This is a genomic window from Streptomyces lushanensis (genome assembly GCF_001700515.1).
Classification (GTDB): Bacteria; Actinomycetota; Actinomycetes; order Streptomycetales; family Streptomycetaceae; genus Streptomyces; species Streptomyces lushanensis.
Map to the genome: position 1 here is coordinate 19,871 of NZ_MAUD01000160.1, position 14,648 is coordinate 34,518.

Consider the following 14,648-nt stretch of genomic DNA (forward strand, 5'->3'; position numbering starts at 1 on the left):
CATTCGCCCGGAAAGCACCGGCGAGTTCACCGGTCTTCACCAGTTCTCGTCAGTCTTCCCCGGATTTCACCCGATTCCACCATCCCGCACAAACGGACCCGCGCGCTCCGGGTGTTGGCCCGGATCCGGGCCACCAGCCCTGCTCAGCGCACCGGATGGCCCGCCTCGCGCAGCGCCTGCTTGACCTCCGCGATCCGCAGATCACCGAAGTGGAAGACGGAGGCCGCGAGCACGGCGTCCGCGCCCGCGTCGATGGCGGGCGGGAAGTCCGCGAGCCGGCCCGCGCCGCCGGACGCGATCACGGGCACGGTCACCCGCCGGCGCACGGCCGCGATCATCTCGGTGTCGTAGCCGTCCTTCGTGCCGTCCGCGTCCATCGAGTTGAGCAGGATCTCCCCGGCGCCCAACTCGGCTGCCCGGTGGGCCCATTCGACGGCGTCGATGCCGGTGCCCTTCCGTCCGCCATGGGTGGTGACCTCGAACGAGCCGGACGCGGTGCGCCGCGCGTCGACCGACAGCACCAGCACCTGCCGCCCGAAGCGCTCGGCGATCTCCCGGATCAGCTCGGGCCGCGCGATGGCCGCGGTGTTGACGCCGACCTTGTCCGCGCCGGCCCGCAGCAGTCTGTCGACATCCTCGGTGGTACGGACGCCGCCGCCGACGGTGAGCGGGATGAAGACCTGCTCGGCGGTGCGGCGCACCACGTCGTAGGTCGTCTCCCGGTCACCGGACGACGCGGTGATGTCGAGGAACGTCAACTCGTCGGCGCCCTCCGCGTCGTACAGCTTGGCCATCTCGACGGGATCGCCGGCGTCGCGCAGATTCCGGAAGTTGACGCCCTTCACGACCCGGCCGCCGTCCACGTCCAGGCAGGGGATGACCCGTACGGCGAGGCTCATCCGGCACCTCCCCGGTAGGCCTCGACCTCGACCTCGACGAAGAGACTCGGATCGATCAGCCCGGCGACGACGATCATCGAGGCGGCCGGCCGCACGGCGTCGAAGAGCTCCTTGTGGGCGCGGCCGACCTCCTCGGCGTCGCGGACATGGGTGAGGTACATCCGCGTACGGACCACGTGCCCGGCGCCGAGACCGAGTTCCGCCAGCGCCTTGACGGCCACCCCGAAGGCGGTCTTCGCCTGCTCGTAGGGACCGCCCTCCGCGATCCTGCCGTCGACCACCGAGGTGCAGCCGGACACCAGGACCAGGCCGTTGGGCAGTTCGACCGCGCGGGAGTAGCCGAAGGACTCCTCCCAGGGCCCGCCGGAGGAGATCCTCCGCACGCCCGCGGTGTCGGTCATCCGCGCACCGCCGTCAGCGCCTCTTCCAGGGTGAACGCCTCGGCGTAGAGCGCCTTGCCGACGATCGCGCCCTCGACGCCCACGGGCACGAGCGAGGCGATGGCGCGCAGATCGTCCAGCGAGGAGACACCGCCGGAGGCCACGACCGGCTTGTCGGTGGCCGCGCAGACGTTCTTCAGCAGCTCCAGATTGGGGCCCTGGAGAGTGCCGTCCTTGGCGATGTCGGTGACGACATAACGGGCGCAGCCCTCGGAGTCCAGCCGGGCCAGCGTCTCGTAGAGATCGCCGCCGTCCCGGGTCCAGCCACGGCCGCGCAGCGTGGTGCCGCGGACGTCGAGACCGACCGCGATCCGCTCGCCGTGCCCGGCGATGATCCGGGCGACCCACTCGGGGCTCTCCAGCGCGGCCGTACCGAGATTGACCCGGGTACAGCCGGTGGCGAGGGCCGCGGCGAGCGAGGCGTCGTCGCGGATGCCGCCGGAGAGTTCGACCTTGATGTCCATGGCCGCGGTGACCTCGGCGATCAGTTCGCGGTTGTCGCCGGTGCCGAACGCGGCGTCGAGATCGACCAGATGCAGCCACTCGGCGCCGGAGCGCTGCCAGGCGAGGGCGGCTTCGAGCGGGGAGCCGTAGGACGTCTCCGTACCGGACTCGCCGTGGACGAGCCGTACGGCCTGGCCGTCACGGACGTCGACGGCGGGAAGGAGTTCGAGCTTCGGCACAAGAGCCTCGGGTGACATTCAGAGGGTTCCGATCCAGTTGGTCAGCAGCGTGGCGCCGGCGTCGCCGGACTTCTCGGGGTGGAACTGGGTCGCCCACAGTGCCCCGTTCTCCACCGCGGCCACGAACGGCTCGCCGTGCGTGGACCAGGTGACCCTGGGGGCCCGGATCCTGGGGTTGGTGACGTCCAGGTTCCAGTCGTGGACCGCGTACGAGTGGACGAAGTAGAACCGGGCATCGGCGTCGAGACCGGCGAACAGCTCGCTGTCCCGCGGCGCCCGCACCGTGTTCCATCCCATGTGGGGCACGATCGGCGCGGTCAGCGGCGCCACCGTACCGGGCCACTCGTCGAGTCCCTCGGTCTCCACACCGTGCTCGATGCCCCGCTCGAAGAGGATCTGCATACCGACGCAGATGCCCATCACGGGACGGCCGCCCGCGAGCCTGCGGCCGATGATCCAGTCGCCGCGCGCGGCGGTGAGCCCCTTCATACAGGCGGAAAAGGCGCCGACACCGGGGACGAGCAGCCCGTCGGCGTTCATGGCGCGGTCGAAATCACGGGTGATCTCCACCTCCGCGCCGGCGCGGGCGAGGGCCCGTTCCGCGGAACGGACATTGCCGAATCCGTAGTCGAAGACAACCACGTTCCTGGTCATTCCCAGATCCCCTGGATACGCAGGACCCCGGCGATCAGACAGAGCGCGGAGCAGAGCGCGAGCAGCACGATCACGCCCTTGGGCAGCTTCTGCTTGGCAAAGGAGTAGACGCCTCCGGCCAGAAAGAGCCCCACGACGATCAGAATGGTCGACAGACCGGTCACAGGGCGCCCTTGGTCGAAGGAAGGATGCCGACCGCGCGCGGGTCGCGCTCGGAGGCGTACCGCAGGGCGCGCGCGAGGGCCTTGAACTGGCACTCCACGATGTGGTGGGCGTTGCGCCCGTACGGGACATGGACGTGCAGCGCGATCTGGGCCTGGGCCACGAAGGACTCCAGGATGTGCCGCGTCATGGTCGTGTCGTACTCGCCGATCATCGGCGCCATGTTCTCCGGCTCGGTGTGCACCAGATACGGGCGGCCCGAGAGGTCCACCGTCACCTGGGCGAGCGCCTCGTCCAGCGGGACGGTGCAGTTGCCGAAGCGGTGGATGCCGACCTTGTCGCCGAGGGCCTGCCGGAAGGCGGCGCCGAGGGCGAGCGAGGTGTCCTCGATGGTGTGGTGCGAGTCGATGTGCAGATCGCCCTCGGTCTTCACCGTGAGATCGAACAGACCGTGCCGACCGAGCTGGTCGAGCATGTGGTCGTAGAAGCCGACGCCCGTCGACACATCGACCTCGCCCCTGCCGTCGAGATCGATCTCGACGACCACGGAGGTCTCCTTCGTACTGCGTTCCACACGGCCGATGCGGCTCATGCGCTCTGCTCCTTCTTCAGATCACGTACCGCGTCGAGGAACGCGTCGTTCTCGGCGGGAGTGCCCGCGGTGACCCGCAGCCGGCCCGGTACGCCGTTGTCACGGATCAGGACACCGCGGTCGAGAATCCGCTGCCAGGCCGCGTGGGAGTCCTCGAAGCGGCCGAACTGGACGAAGTTCGCGTCCGACTCGGTGACCTCGTAACCGATCGCCCGCAACTCCCCGACCAGCCGGTCCCGCTCGGCCTTCAGCGTCTCGACGTACCCGAGCAGCGTATCGGTGTGCTCCAGCGCGGCGAGCGCGGTGGCCTGGGTGACGGCGGAGAGGTGGTAGGGCAGCCGTACCAGCTGGACGGCGTCGACCACGGCGGGATGCGCGGCGAGATAGCCGAGCCGCAGTCCGGCCGCGCCGAAGGCCTTGGACATCGTGCGGCACACGACCAGACACGGCCGGTCCGCCAGCAGCGGCAGCAGGGAGGCCCGGTGGCTGAACTCGACATAGGCCTCGTCCACCACGACGAGCGACGCGCGCGCCGACTGGGCGGCCTCGTACAGCGCGAGGACCGTCTCGGCGGCGACGGCCGTGCCCGTGGGGTTGTTGGGCGAGGTGATGAAGACGACCTCGGGCCGGCGCTCGGCGAGCACCGCGCACGCCGCGTCCACGTCGATGGTGAAGTCCTCGCCGCGCGGCCCGGAGATCCAGCCGGTGCCGGTGCCGCGCGCGATGAGCGCGTGCATCGAGTACGAGGGCTCGAAGCCGATGGCGGTGCGTCCCGGGCCGCCGAAGGTCTGGAGCAGTTGCTGGATGACCTCGTTGGAGCCGTTGGCGGCCCAGACGTTCGCGGCCGTCAGCGGGTGCTTGCCGGTACGGGTGAGATACGCGGCCAGCTCGGTGCGCAGCTCGACCGCGTCCCGGTCGGGATAGCGGTTGAGCCCGCGCGCGGCCTCGCGGACGCGCTCGGTGATCCGCTCGACCAGCGGCTCGGGCAGGGGATAGGGGTTCTCGTTGGTGTTGAGCTGTACGGGGACGTCGAGCTGGGGCGCGCCGTAGGGGAACTTCCCGCGCAGCTCGTCCCGTACGGGCAGATCGTCGATGCCGAAGGCGGAGCTGGTCACTTGCCGGGCACCTGCCATCCGAACCTCGACGTCACGGCCGCGCCGTGGGCGGGCAGGTCCTCCGCCTCCGCGAGGGTGACCACATGGTGGGCGACCTCGGCGAGCGCGTGCTCGCTGTAGTCCACGATGTGGATACCGCGCAGGAACGACTGGACGGAGAGCCCCGAGGAGTGACAGGCGCAACCGCCGGTCGGCAGCACATGGTTGGAGCCCGCGCAGTAGTCGCCGAGCGAGACCGGCGAGTAAGGGCCGACGAAGATCGCGCCGGCGTTGCGGACCTGTCCGGCCACCTCGGCGGCGCGGGCGGTCTGGATCTCCAGGTGCTCGGCACCGTACGCGTCCACGACCCGCAGACCGTCCTCGACGGAGTCGACCAGCACGACCGCCGACTGCCGGCCGGAGAGCGCGGGCACCACCCGGTCCTCGATGTGCCTGGTCGCGGCGACCTGCGGCACCAGCTCCTTGTCCACCGCGTCGGCCAGCTCCACCGAGTCCGTGACGAGGACGGCCGCGGCGAGCGGGTCGTGCTCGGCCTGGCTGATCAGGTCGGCGGCGACATGGACGGGATCGGCGGTCGCGTCGGCGAGGATCGCGATCTCGGTCGGGCCGGCCTCGGCGTCGATACCGATCCGGCCGGTGAAGTAGCGCTTGGCGGCGGCGACCCAGACATTGCCGGGGCCGGTGACCATGTTCACGGGAGCGCAGCCGTCGGGTCCTGAGGTGCCGTACGCGAACATCGCGACGGCCGTGGCGCCGCCCGCCGCGTACACCTCGTCGATCCCGAGCAGCGCGCACGCGGCCAGGATCGTCGGGTGCGGCAGACCGCCGAACTCCCGCTGGGCGGGCGAGGCCAGCGCGATGGACTCCACACCCGCCACCTGCGCGGGCACCACGTTCATGACGACGGAGGACGGATAGACCGACCGGCCGCCCGGCGCGTAGAGGCCCACACGCCCGACGGGCACCCACTTCTCGGTGACCGTGCCGCCGGGGACGACCTGGGTGGTGTGCGAGCCGCGCCGCTGAGCGCGGTGGACCAGCTCGGCGCGCCGGATCGACTCCTCCAGAGCGGCCCGTACGGCAGGGTCGAGCTCTTCCAGCGCGGCGTGCAGGGCGGCCACGGGCACCCGGATCCGCTCCAGCGTCACACCGTCGAATCTCTCGGCGTACTCGATCAGTGCCGCGGTGCCCCGATGGCGCACGTCCTCGCAGAGGGGCCGCACCTTCTCCAGGGCGGCTTCCACATCGAACTCGGCTCGGGGCAGCAGGTCGCGCAGGGCTCCACCCTCGGGAAGGGCCTCGCCACGCAGATCGATTCGTGAGATCACGGGGTCAATTCTCGCAGACCGGATCAGGCCGCCGGACGCGCGTATCACTGGCTGATACATGTCCCGGACGCCACGCCTCACCACTAGCGTTCAGCGGGTCACTCAGCGGGCACAACCGTTGTACGGACCAGCCAAATACACCGTCCGTGACCATCCGTACATCATCAGGGGAAGCGGAGGCGGCAGTGACCGAGCCGCAGGACGACGAATCTCCCGACTGGCTCAGCGCGGCGGAACTGGGCATGTGGCAGTCGTTCCGCAACGGCAGCACCTACGACCTGAGCACCTCGGACCCGCTGCTGAACGATCCCTTCTCACCGCTCCCCTGGGGCACCGAGCGCAGTGTGCGCGCCCGTGTCATCGCCCTGCTGCTGCTCAGCGGCCCGGCGGCGCTCCCCGGCAGGGTCGCGGCGCTGAAGCTGCGCGGGGTCCAGATCACCGGCACGCTGAATCTCGCGGGCGGCACGATCGCGCCGTACGTCGAGCTGAACCACTGCCGCTTCGAGAACGAGGTGGTGCTGCCCGAGTCGCACTTCACCACACTGCGGATGGTGGGCTGTGCGATTCCGCGGCTGGAGGCGGCCCGGCTGCGCACGGAGGGCGATCTGCATCTGCCGCGCTGCCGGGTCGACCGGGGCATACGGCTGACCGACGCGCAGATCGGTACGGATCTGCTGATCAGCCAGATCGATGTACGGCCCGACCGGCACGGCCGGGCGATCACGGCCGACGGGATGTCCGTCGCCCAGGACCTCCAGGCCGATCAGATCGAGACATATGGCGAGGTCAGTCTGCGGGGCGCGAAGGTCGGTGTGTCCCTGAGCCTGCGGGGCAGCCGGCTGCGCGCGGCGGCGGAACGGCGCGCGCTCAACGCGCCGCAGCTCACGGTGGAGCGGTCGCTGTACATGACCGGCGCGTGGGTGAGCGAGGAGACCGGCGCACCCGGCGCCACTCCGCCGCACGGCGTCGGACGCGTCTCCACACCGCTGCACGGCACACGGTTGCAGCCGTTCGAATGCCGGGGCGGAGTACGGCTGGACGACGGGCGGTTCGGCGACGCGGTCGACGTGGACCAGGCGCGCTTCTTCCTGGCGGCCACGGACGAGTTCTCGCTGCGCAGGATCGTCACGCCGGAGCTGCGGTTCAAGTGCGAGCGCCCGGAGGAGGGCCGTGTCGTCCTGAGCGGCGCGAAGATCGTCACACTGGTCGACATGTCGACGAGCTGGCCGGGGCCCGGCGGTCTGGCGATGGCCGGCTTCGTCTACGAGAACCTCGTCCCGTTCGGCCACTTCCCGCTGCCGCGGCGGCTGGAGTGGGTGGCGGCGGCGACACCCGAGTACTCCCCCGAGCCGTACGAGCGACTGGCCCAGGTGCTGCGCGGCAGCGGCGAGGACCAGGACGCGCGCGAAGTGCTGCTCGCCAAGCAGCGCCGCCGCCGCGAGACGCTGCCGCTCGCCGGGAAGCTCTGGGGCTACCTCCAGGACTGGACGGTCGCCTACGGCTACCGCCCGGGCCGCGCGGCCCTCTGGATGGCAGTGCTGTGGGGCGCGGGCACGCTCGGCTTCGCACACCACGCGCCGCCGTCGATCAAGGCCACGGAACACCCGGAGTGGAACCCGGCGCTGTACGCGCTGGACCTGCTGGTCCCGGTGATCAACCTGGGCCAGGACGGCTACTGGCTGCTGACGGGCGGCTGGCAATGGGCGGCGGCGACGCTGGTGATACTGGGCTGGATCCTGGCCACGACGGTGGCAACGGGCGCGTCACGACTCCTCCGCCGCCTTTAGCCTCCCGGCGGGGGCCGTGGTTCGAGCTGCGTTGCGAGCTCGCGCCGGTGGTTGTGCGCGGGTTGTCGCCGGGGGCCGTTCCGGGGGCATGTCCGGGACAGCATGATTTACGGCGCCCAGAGCGGTTCGCAGGATCACGCTCCACCGTCCCGGACACACTCCCTTCACCACCCCTCACAAATCGGCGTCCGTGCGTACCTGGCACGGGCCGCAGGCGCGCACCGCACCGCCACCAGGCGCACCACCTGAGGCGATTCTTTGCCGTCCCTTGACCGCCGACAGGACAACCTTCCACCCGCCACCAAAGCTTCACAGCCGCCCCCTGGCGCCGCCGCCACCTGCGGTTTTCAATGGTCCGCACCATGTCATTGCTTCGCGCCCTGATCAGCACCGCGCGTACGGTCCGGCACACCCCGCAGCTCAGCGCCGGGCTGCCGCCGGACGACGCGGTGCTGCTCGACGCACCGGACGACCGGCTCGGCCCCGCGCTGGTCTCCGCCGCGCTCGGCGAGTACGAACCGGCCGCGAAACTGCTGGCGACCACACGGGAGTCGGCCGAGTGGGAGAACCGCGACCGCTATGTGATGCGGCTGGCGGCCTTCGCCCACGGCCGCGACGCCTGGCTCACCGACTGGCTGCGCGCCGCGCCCCGCGATCCCGACGCCCTGCTCGTCAAGGCCGAACTCGCCATCCGCAGAGCCTGGGAGTCACCGGCCCGCGCCGAACGGCTGCGTGAGACGGGCCCGCTGATCGACGCCGCGGCCGACGGCGATCCGCGCGATCCGGTGCCCTGGCGCGTCGCGCTGGACCACGCCCGCGGCACCCACGCCACGCACTCGGCCTTCGAGACGCTGTGGGCGCAGGCCGTACGCCGCTCCTCGCACCACTACGGCTGCCATGTCGCGGCGCTCCAGTACCTCTCGGCCCAGTGGTACGGCTCGCACCGCGAGTGCTTCGACTTCGCCGAGCAGGCGGCGTACGACGCGCTGCCCGGTTCGCTGGTGCGCGCGCTGCCGGTACGGGCCGCCTTCACACAACTGCTCGACGGACAGCTCACCTCCGTACAGGCGGACCGTGTCGACGCCGCCGCGGATCTCGCGATCACGGTCTCCGCCGAGTACGCGGCATGCGATCCCTGGCCGGCCGAGGTACGCAATCTGCTGGTGTACGTGCTGATGGAGCGGGGCCGCTGGGCCGCGGCGCTGGAGCAGTTCCGGCTGATCGGACCGTACGCGACGTCCTTCCCGTGGACCTGTTTCACCGACGATCCGCTGGGCCAGTTCCTGGAAACGCGTGACCGCGCCCGGATCCAGGTGGCCTCGGCGACGCCTTTGCGGAACAGGGCAGAACGGAGACCGCCCCGCGGCCATTACGCTTGACCGTTGTGACCACCGCACGCCTCCCTCTCTTCCCGCTGAACGCGGTGCTGTTCCCGGGCCTCGTCCTGCCCCTGAACGTCTTCGAGGAGCGCTATCGCGCGATGATGCGTGAGCTGCTCAAGACCGACGAGTCCGAGCCGCGCCGCTTCGCCGTGGTCGCCATCCGCGACGGGCACCAGGTCGCACCGACCGCGCAGGGCATGCCGGACGCGACGTCGGCGCCCCAGCGCGGCCCGGCCGCCGATTTCGGCCCCGAACCGCTCGACGCCTTCCACCCGGTGGGATGCGTCGCGGACGCGGCGACGATCCGTGAACGCCCCGACGGCAGCTTCGAGGTGGTGGCCACCGGCACCACCCGGGTCCGGCTGCTCTCGGTCGACGCGAGCGGCCCGTTCCTGACGGCCGAACTGGAGGAGCTCACCGAAGAGGCGGGCGACGGCGCACGCGCGCTCGCCGAAGGTGTGCTGCGGGCGTTCCGCGGCTACCAGAAACGGCTGGCGGGCGCGCGCGAGCGCTCACTGTCCACCAGCGACGAACTCCCCGACGAGCCCTCGGTGGTGTCCTATCTGGTCGCCGCGGCGGCCGTACTCGACACCCCGGCGAAGCAGCGGCTGCTGGAGGCACCGGACACCGCGGCACGGCTGCGCGAGGAACTGAAGCTGCTGCGCTCGGAGACGGCGGTGATCCGCCATCTGCCCTCCCTGCCCGGGGTGACGCTGACGCACACTCCGCCCAGCCCCAACTGACCTGAGGAATGGACACCTTGGCGAAGAAGTCCAAGAAGCAGCAGTCCGGCGGCACTCCGGCCACGGTCGCCCTGACCGCGGCGGGCACGGCGTACACCCTGCACGCGTACGAGCACGACCCGGCGTCCGCCTCCTACGGTGAGGAGGCGGCCGAGGCGCTGGGCGTCTCCCCGGACCGTGTCTTCAAGACCCTGGTCGCGGACGTCGACGGCGAACTGACCGTGGCCGTCGTCCCGGTCGCCGGTTCACTGGACCTCAAGGCCCTCGCGGCGGCGGTCGGCGGCAAACGCGCGGCGATGGCGGACCCGGCGGCGGCGGAACGCACGACGGGCTATGTACGCGGCGGGATCTCCCCCCTGGGCCAGCGCAAACGCCTCCGCACGGTGCTTGACGCCTCGGCGGAGTCCCACACCACCATCTGCGTCTCGGCGGGCCGCCGCGGCCTGGAGGTGGAACTCTCCCCCAAGGACCTGGCAACCCTCACGGCCGCCACCCTGGCCCCCATCGCCCGAGGCCCATCTTCTTAAGAGGCTCGGTTCGCCTCCGGGCGCCCCTTCTTTTTGGGGCTCGGTTCGCCTCCGGGCGCTCCATGCCCCTGTCGACGGTCGACCGTGCTCGACCCCTCGTTCCTCAGGGCCTCCGCGCGCTCTCCCTTTCGACAGCGGCGCGCCCTTCGGCTCACTCGCCGGCGGCCGTGCGCGGCCGGAACCACTCCACACCCCGAGGCGGCCGAGCGGAACCGGCACACCAACGGACATCCCAGGCGAGCCGCAGCCGGGATCCGACGGGAGGGGGGCGGGGTCGCAGGAGGTGCGTGTCCGGACACTAAAGCGTGATTTGTGCCGCACACCAACCCGCACCCACCAACGAAACCCGCACGCGGCAAAAATCATGCCGTCCGGACATGCACCTCCGGAGTGCCCCGCCCCCCGCACCACCTACACACCGCGCCCGCGCCGGGAGGCGCACCGCCGCGGGCGCACACCGCACCGCCGCAGGCGCGAACCGCCCCGCCAGGCGCACCGCGCACCGCACCCACGGCCCCCCGCCGGGAGGCGCACCGCACCGTCAGGGCGACGCGATCGACGCGATGATGCCGATCAGCACCAGGATGCCGACGATCGTGCCGAACACGAGGAGCAGCTTCTGCTGGCCGTTCTGGGGATTCGGGTCAAGGACTGGCATGCCCTCAGTCTCGCATCCGCGCCTCGTCCTCGATCGTCCGGTCCCGCCCCGCGATCACCCCCGCCACCATCTGCGGCACCAGGAACCCCGCCATCAGCGCGATCGGCAGCCCCCAGCCGCCCGTGTGCTGGTACAGCACGCCCACCAGCAGCGGGCCGGGGATCGAGATCAGATAGCCGGTGCTCTGGGCGAACGCGGAGAGCCGTACGACTCCCGCGCCGGACCTCGACCGCATGCCGATCATGGTGAGGGCGAGCGGGAACGAGCAGTTCGAGATGCCCAGCAGGACCACCCAGACCCAGGCGCCCTCGGCAGGTGCGAAGTACAGGCCCGAGTAGGCGGTCAGTCCGCAGACGCCCAGACCGACCACGATCGGGCCCTGGTTCCTCATCCGCGCCGCCAGGCCCGGGATCACAAAGGCAAGTGGCACCCCCATCACCATGGTCACGGCGAGCAGCAGCCCCGCCGTGCCGGCGGGAACCCCCGCGTCGCGGAAGACCTGGGGCATCCAGCCCATGGTGATGTAAGCGCCGGTGGCCTGGAGGCCGAAGAAGCAGGCCAGCGCCCAGGCGGTACGGCTGCGCCCGAGCCGGAGCCCGGGGACGGGGGCCGCCGTGGCAGGTCCGGCCGGCCCGGCCGTCGGCCCGGCCACGGCGTGTGACGCCGCGCCGCGGTCACGTGCCAGGCCGAGCCAGGGCAGTACCGCCACCGCGGCGAGCACCGCCCAGACACCGAGCCCCGTACGCCAACCACCGCCGAGCGCCTCGGTCATGGGAACGGTCGCGGCGGCGGCCACGGCCGTGCCGAGCGCCAGGGCCATCGAGTACAGCCCGGTCATGGTGCCGACACGGCCGGGGAAGTACCGCTTGACGATCACCGGCATCAGTACGTTGCTGACCGCGATACCCATGAGCGCGAACGCGCTCGCCGCGAGGAAGGCGGCCGTACCACTCACGAACGGTCGGATCAGCAGTCCCGCCGTGATGGCCACCATGCCCGCGCAGACGATGGCGCCCGGACCGTACCGCCGGGCCAGGCGCGGCGCGGTGAAGCCGAAGACCGCGAAGCAGAGCGGCGGTACGGAGGTGAGGACACCGGCGACGGTGCCGCTCATGTGCAGCCCGTCCCGTACCTCTTCGAGCAGCGCGCCGAGGCTGGTGATGGCAGGGCGGAGATTGAGCGCGGCGAGAACGAGCCCGACGACAAGAAGCCGGGTGAACCAGACCGTCCCGGCCGGTCCCGCCGCGGCCGGCACGGCCGGTACAGGGGAATCGCCGGACGTGGTGGTGGACGTGGTCGGCCGGTTCAGGATCCGGGTCGGGGTCTCCGTGGGTATCTGGGACTGCGGCTCGTCATGCATGGTGCCATCATAGAATCATGGGATGATTGACTGTCCAGCCACACGACTTGGAGCACCATGGCGCTGACCTCTCCCCGGCGTTCCGCGCTCTCGGATCAGGTGATCACCGAGCTGCGGAGCCAGATCACCTCGGGCGAATGGCCGGTGGGATCCCGTATCCCGACCGAGCCCGAGCTGGTGGCGCAGCTCGGAGTGGCCCGTAACACCGTCCGTGAGGCGGTCCGCGCGCTCGCGCACAACGGGCTTCTGGACATCCGGCAGGGCTCGGGAACGTATGTCGTGGCGACCAGCGAGCTGGCCGGTGTGATGCACCGGCGCTTCGCCGGCGCCGACCCGCGCGACATCGCGGAGGTGCGCTCCACGCTGGAGTCCTCGGCCGCCAGGATGGCCGCCGAGCGGCGCACGGAGCGGGATCTGCGGCAGTTGGACCGGCTGCTCGCCCACCGTGAGGAGGCCTGGGCCGCGGGCGACCGGGACCTGTTCGTCGCGGCGGACGCCACCTTGCACATGGCGGTCGTCTCGGCCTCGCACAATGATGTCCTGACCGCGCTCTACGCGGACCTCAACCACCTGCTGCGCGACTGGCTCCGTGACGACGTGGGACAGGAGCTGCGCCCCGAGAACCACATGGACCACGCGCGGCTGGTGGCCGCGATCCGGGCGGGCGATGTGGAGACGGCGGGCACGGAGGCTGCCGGTTACACCCGCCACTGCCCGGGCGAACGGGTCTGAGCGAACGGCGTACGGTCAGGAGCGGCGGCACGTCACGGGGAGCACCCGGCCGTTCCGCCGCGCCCGAACCCTCTCGCGGCCCGGCCGTCCCGCCGCGCCCGGTCCGCAAAGGAGCGCCCGGACCGTGGGGCGGCGCTCAGGAGGCCACGCGCTCATGGCTGATCCACACCTGGCGGATCTCCATCCAGCACCGCTCGGCGAGCTCCGCGTACCCGGCAGCGGCCAGCTCCACCGCGGCGCTGTCGGCGTCGATGTCCCACCAGCGCTCGCACTCGACATGCAGTCGCACCCGGTCGGTCTCCGGGTACGGATTGTGACAGGAGGCGGTGGCGCGGGAGCCCTCGATCTTCGTACGGCAGGTGGCTCCGAAGCGGTCGGGACGGCCGCGTTCCTCCCTGCCCGCGCCGCTCGCCGGTACTGACAGATCGGCGGCGGCGGGTACGGGTACGTCCCGCAGCTCCGAGGAGACGGCGAAACCGGTCGCGATCAGCAGGGCCGTGACGAGAGCGGCGGCCGTACGGCGGTGCGACGGACGCATGACCGCACCTCCTCCCCCCATGCACGGCGACCGGAATGCCCCGATGCGCTCAGTGTGGGGCCACTTGTCCCTCTTTTCGAATCGAAGGGACACGGTCCGTCACTCCGCCCGATCACCGGGCCTTCGCGCCCCGACAGCGCCCCGGCACCGCCCTGACACCGCCCCCGCCGACGCCGCGGCAGGACGCCACGACGAACGGAAGCCGCGCACCGTCGGCCTGGACGGTGCGCGGCTTCCGGAAACCGGCGTGCGCGGGGTGGTGAGCGGGAGAGGTCAGGCGCCCATCATGTGCACGCCGCCGTCGACATGCACGATCTCGCCGGTGGTCTTCGGGAAGAAGTCCGACAGCAGACCGACGACGCCCCGGCCGGCCGGGTCCGGGTCGGACAGGTCCCAGCCGATGGGCGCGCGGTGGTTCCACACGTCCGCCAGTTCCTCGAAGCCCGGGATGGACTTGGCGGCCATGGACTTGATCGGACCGGCCGAGACCAGATTGCAGCGGATGTTCCGCGCGCCCAGGTCACGGGCGAGATAGCGGTTGGTGGACTCCAGCGCCGCCTTGGCCACGCCCATCCAGTCGTACTTGGGCCAGGCGACCTGTGCGTCGAAGGTGAGACCGACCACCGAGCCGCCGCGCTCCATCAGCGGCAGACAGGCCGTCGTGAGGGACTTCAGCGAGTACGCGGAGACATGCACGGCGGTCGAGACGTCGTCCCAGCTTCCCTCCAGGAAGTTGAACGCGCCCTGCGGGCCGAAGGCGATCGAGTGCACGACACCGTCGAGTCCGGCACCGGCGTCGCCCTGGAGCTCCCGGATCCGGCCGGCGAGCCGGTCCAGATGCTCCTGGTCGGTGACATCCAGCTCGATGACCGGGGCGGGCTTGGGCAGCCGCTTGGCGATGCGCTCGACCAGCGTGAGCCGGCCGAAGCCGGTGAGGATGACATCGGCGCCCTCCTCCTGCGCCACCTTGGCGGCATGGAAGGCGATGGAGCCCTCGGTGAGGACACCTGTCACGAGAACGCGCTTGCCGGCGAGGATTCCACTCATG

Annotated in this window: 17 protein-coding genes; 5 read left to right on the forward strand and 12 right to left on the reverse strand. The window is 71.1% G+C overall.

Going from position 1 to position 14,648, the window contains the following annotated elements; translation table 11 throughout:
- Positions 1–143 precede the first annotated feature (143 nt).
- From hisF to hisD, 8 genes are read right to left on the reverse strand one after another with little or no spacing between them, the layout of a single operon-like run.
- Positions 144–899: an imidazole glycerol phosphate synthase subunit HisF gene (gene hisF, locus BFF77_RS14950; RefSeq protein ID WP_066949094.1), complete on the reverse strand. Its 756-nt coding sequence runs from the start codon at positions 897–899 to the stop codon at positions 144–146.
- The gene (locus BFF77_RS14955) at positions 896–1,300 is read right to left on the reverse strand and encodes a RidA family protein (protein ID WP_066949096.1); all 405 of its coding nucleotides are present in this window, start codon (positions 1,298–1,300) and stop codon (positions 896–898) included. The genes hisF and BFF77_RS14955 overlap by 4 nt, the downstream gene beginning before the upstream one ends.
- A complete protein-coding gene (gene priA, locus BFF77_RS14960) occupies positions 1,297–2,022 on the reverse strand; it encodes a bifunctional 1-(5-phosphoribosyl)-5-((5-phosphoribosylamino)methylideneamino)imidazole-4-carboxamide isomerase/phosphoribosylanthranilate isomerase PriA (RefSeq protein WP_066949202.1) in 726 nt (241 codons plus the stop codon). Before priA ends, BFF77_RS14955 begins: the two co-directional genes overlap by 4 nt.
- An 18-nt stretch (positions 2,023–2,040) precedes the next feature.
- Positions 2,041–2,676 carry an imidazole glycerol phosphate synthase subunit HisH gene (hisH, locus tag BFF77_RS14965; RefSeq protein WP_066949100.1) on the reverse strand — a complete coding sequence of 212 codons (636 nt, stop codon included), beginning with the start codon at positions 2,674–2,676 and terminating at the stop codon, positions 2,041–2,043.
- On the reverse strand, positions 2,673–2,840 hold the full coding sequence (locus tag BFF77_RS35630) for a hypothetical protein (protein WP_169922667.1): 168 nt from the start codon (positions 2,838–2,840) through the stop codon (positions 2,673–2,675). Before BFF77_RS35630 ends, hisH begins: the two co-directional genes overlap by 4 nt.
- A complete protein-coding gene (gene hisB, locus BFF77_RS14970) occupies positions 2,837–3,430 on the reverse strand; it encodes an imidazoleglycerol-phosphate dehydratase HisB (RefSeq protein ID WP_066949103.1) in 594 nt (197 codons plus the stop codon). Before hisB ends, BFF77_RS35630 begins: the two co-directional genes overlap by 4 nt.
- A complete protein-coding gene (locus tag BFF77_RS14975) occupies positions 3,427–4,545 on the reverse strand; it encodes a histidinol-phosphate transaminase (RefSeq protein ID WP_245703500.1) in 1,119 nt (372 codons plus the stop codon). Before BFF77_RS14975 ends, hisB begins: the two co-directional genes overlap by 4 nt.
- On the reverse strand, positions 4,542–5,873 hold the full coding sequence (gene hisD / locus BFF77_RS14980) for a histidinol dehydrogenase (RefSeq protein WP_066949110.1): 1,332 nt from the start codon (positions 5,871–5,873) through the stop codon (positions 4,542–4,544). The genes BFF77_RS14975 and hisD overlap by 4 nt, the downstream gene beginning before the upstream one ends.
- 185 nt (positions 5,874–6,058) lie before the next feature.
- Between hisD and BFF77_RS14985 the strand changes: the two genes are divergently transcribed.
- The 4 genes from BFF77_RS14985 to ybaK all read left to right on the forward strand — a co-directional run bounded on the left by BFF77_RS14985 (position 6,059) and on the right by ybaK (position 10,312).
- Entirely contained in the window at positions 6,059–7,660 is a 1,602-nt protein-coding gene (locus BFF77_RS14985; RefSeq protein ID WP_066949113.1) for an oxidoreductase, read from the forward strand.
- Positions 7,661–8,010: 350 nt separating this feature from the next.
- The gene (locus BFF77_RS14990; protein ID WP_066949116.1) at positions 8,011–9,039 is read left to right on the forward strand and encodes a hypothetical protein; all 1,029 of its coding nucleotides are present in this window, start codon (positions 8,011–8,013) and stop codon (positions 9,037–9,039) included.
- Positions 9,040–9,044: 5 nt separating this feature from the next.
- Positions 9,045–9,785 (forward strand): LON peptidase substrate-binding domain-containing protein, encoded by a 741-nt coding sequence (locus tag BFF77_RS14995; protein ID WP_066949119.1) that lies wholly within the window; start codon positions 9,045–9,047, stop codon positions 9,783–9,785.
- A gap of 17 nt (positions 9,786–9,802) precedes the next feature.
- Entirely contained in the window at positions 9,803–10,312 is a 510-nt protein-coding gene (ybaK, locus tag BFF77_RS15000; RefSeq protein WP_066949205.1) for a Cys-tRNA(Pro) deacylase, read from the forward strand.
- 541 nt (positions 10,313–10,853) lie between these two features.
- Here ybaK and BFF77_RS37765 read toward each other — a convergent pair.
- Together BFF77_RS37765 and BFF77_RS15005 are read right to left on the reverse strand one after the other, a co-directional pair.
- Positions 10,854–10,970: an SGM_5486 family transporter-associated protein gene (locus BFF77_RS37765; protein WP_281196470.1), complete on the reverse strand. Its 117-nt coding sequence runs from the start codon at positions 10,968–10,970 to the stop codon at positions 10,854–10,856.
- Positions 10,971–10,974: 4 nt separating this feature from the next.
- Positions 10,975–12,330 (reverse strand): CynX/NimT family MFS transporter, encoded by a 1,356-nt coding sequence (locus BFF77_RS15005; protein WP_066949121.1) that lies wholly within the window; start codon positions 12,328–12,330, stop codon positions 10,975–10,977.
- A 57-nt stretch (positions 12,331–12,387) separates the two neighbouring features.
- On the opposite strand from BFF77_RS15005, the gene BFF77_RS15010 reads away from it, so the two are divergent.
- Positions 12,388–13,062: a FadR/GntR family transcriptional regulator gene (locus tag BFF77_RS15010; protein ID WP_066949123.1), complete on the forward strand. Its 675-nt coding sequence runs from the start codon at positions 12,388–12,390 to the stop codon at positions 13,060–13,062.
- A gap of 136 nt (positions 13,063–13,198) precedes the next feature.
- Here BFF77_RS15010 and BFF77_RS15015 read toward each other — a convergent pair whose 3' ends face one another.
- Together BFF77_RS15015 and fabI are read right to left on the reverse strand one after the other, a co-directional pair.
- On the reverse strand, positions 13,199–13,600 hold the full coding sequence (locus tag BFF77_RS15015) for a hypothetical protein (RefSeq protein WP_107422163.1): 402 nt from the start codon (positions 13,598–13,600) through the stop codon (positions 13,199–13,201).
- A 273-nt stretch (positions 13,601–13,873) separates the two neighbouring features.
- Complete coding sequence (fabI, locus tag BFF77_RS15020) at positions 13,874–14,647, reverse strand: enoyl-ACP reductase FabI (protein WP_066949125.1); 774 nt, start codon at positions 14,645–14,647, stop codon at positions 13,874–13,876.
- Position 14,648 lies beyond the last annotated feature (1 nt).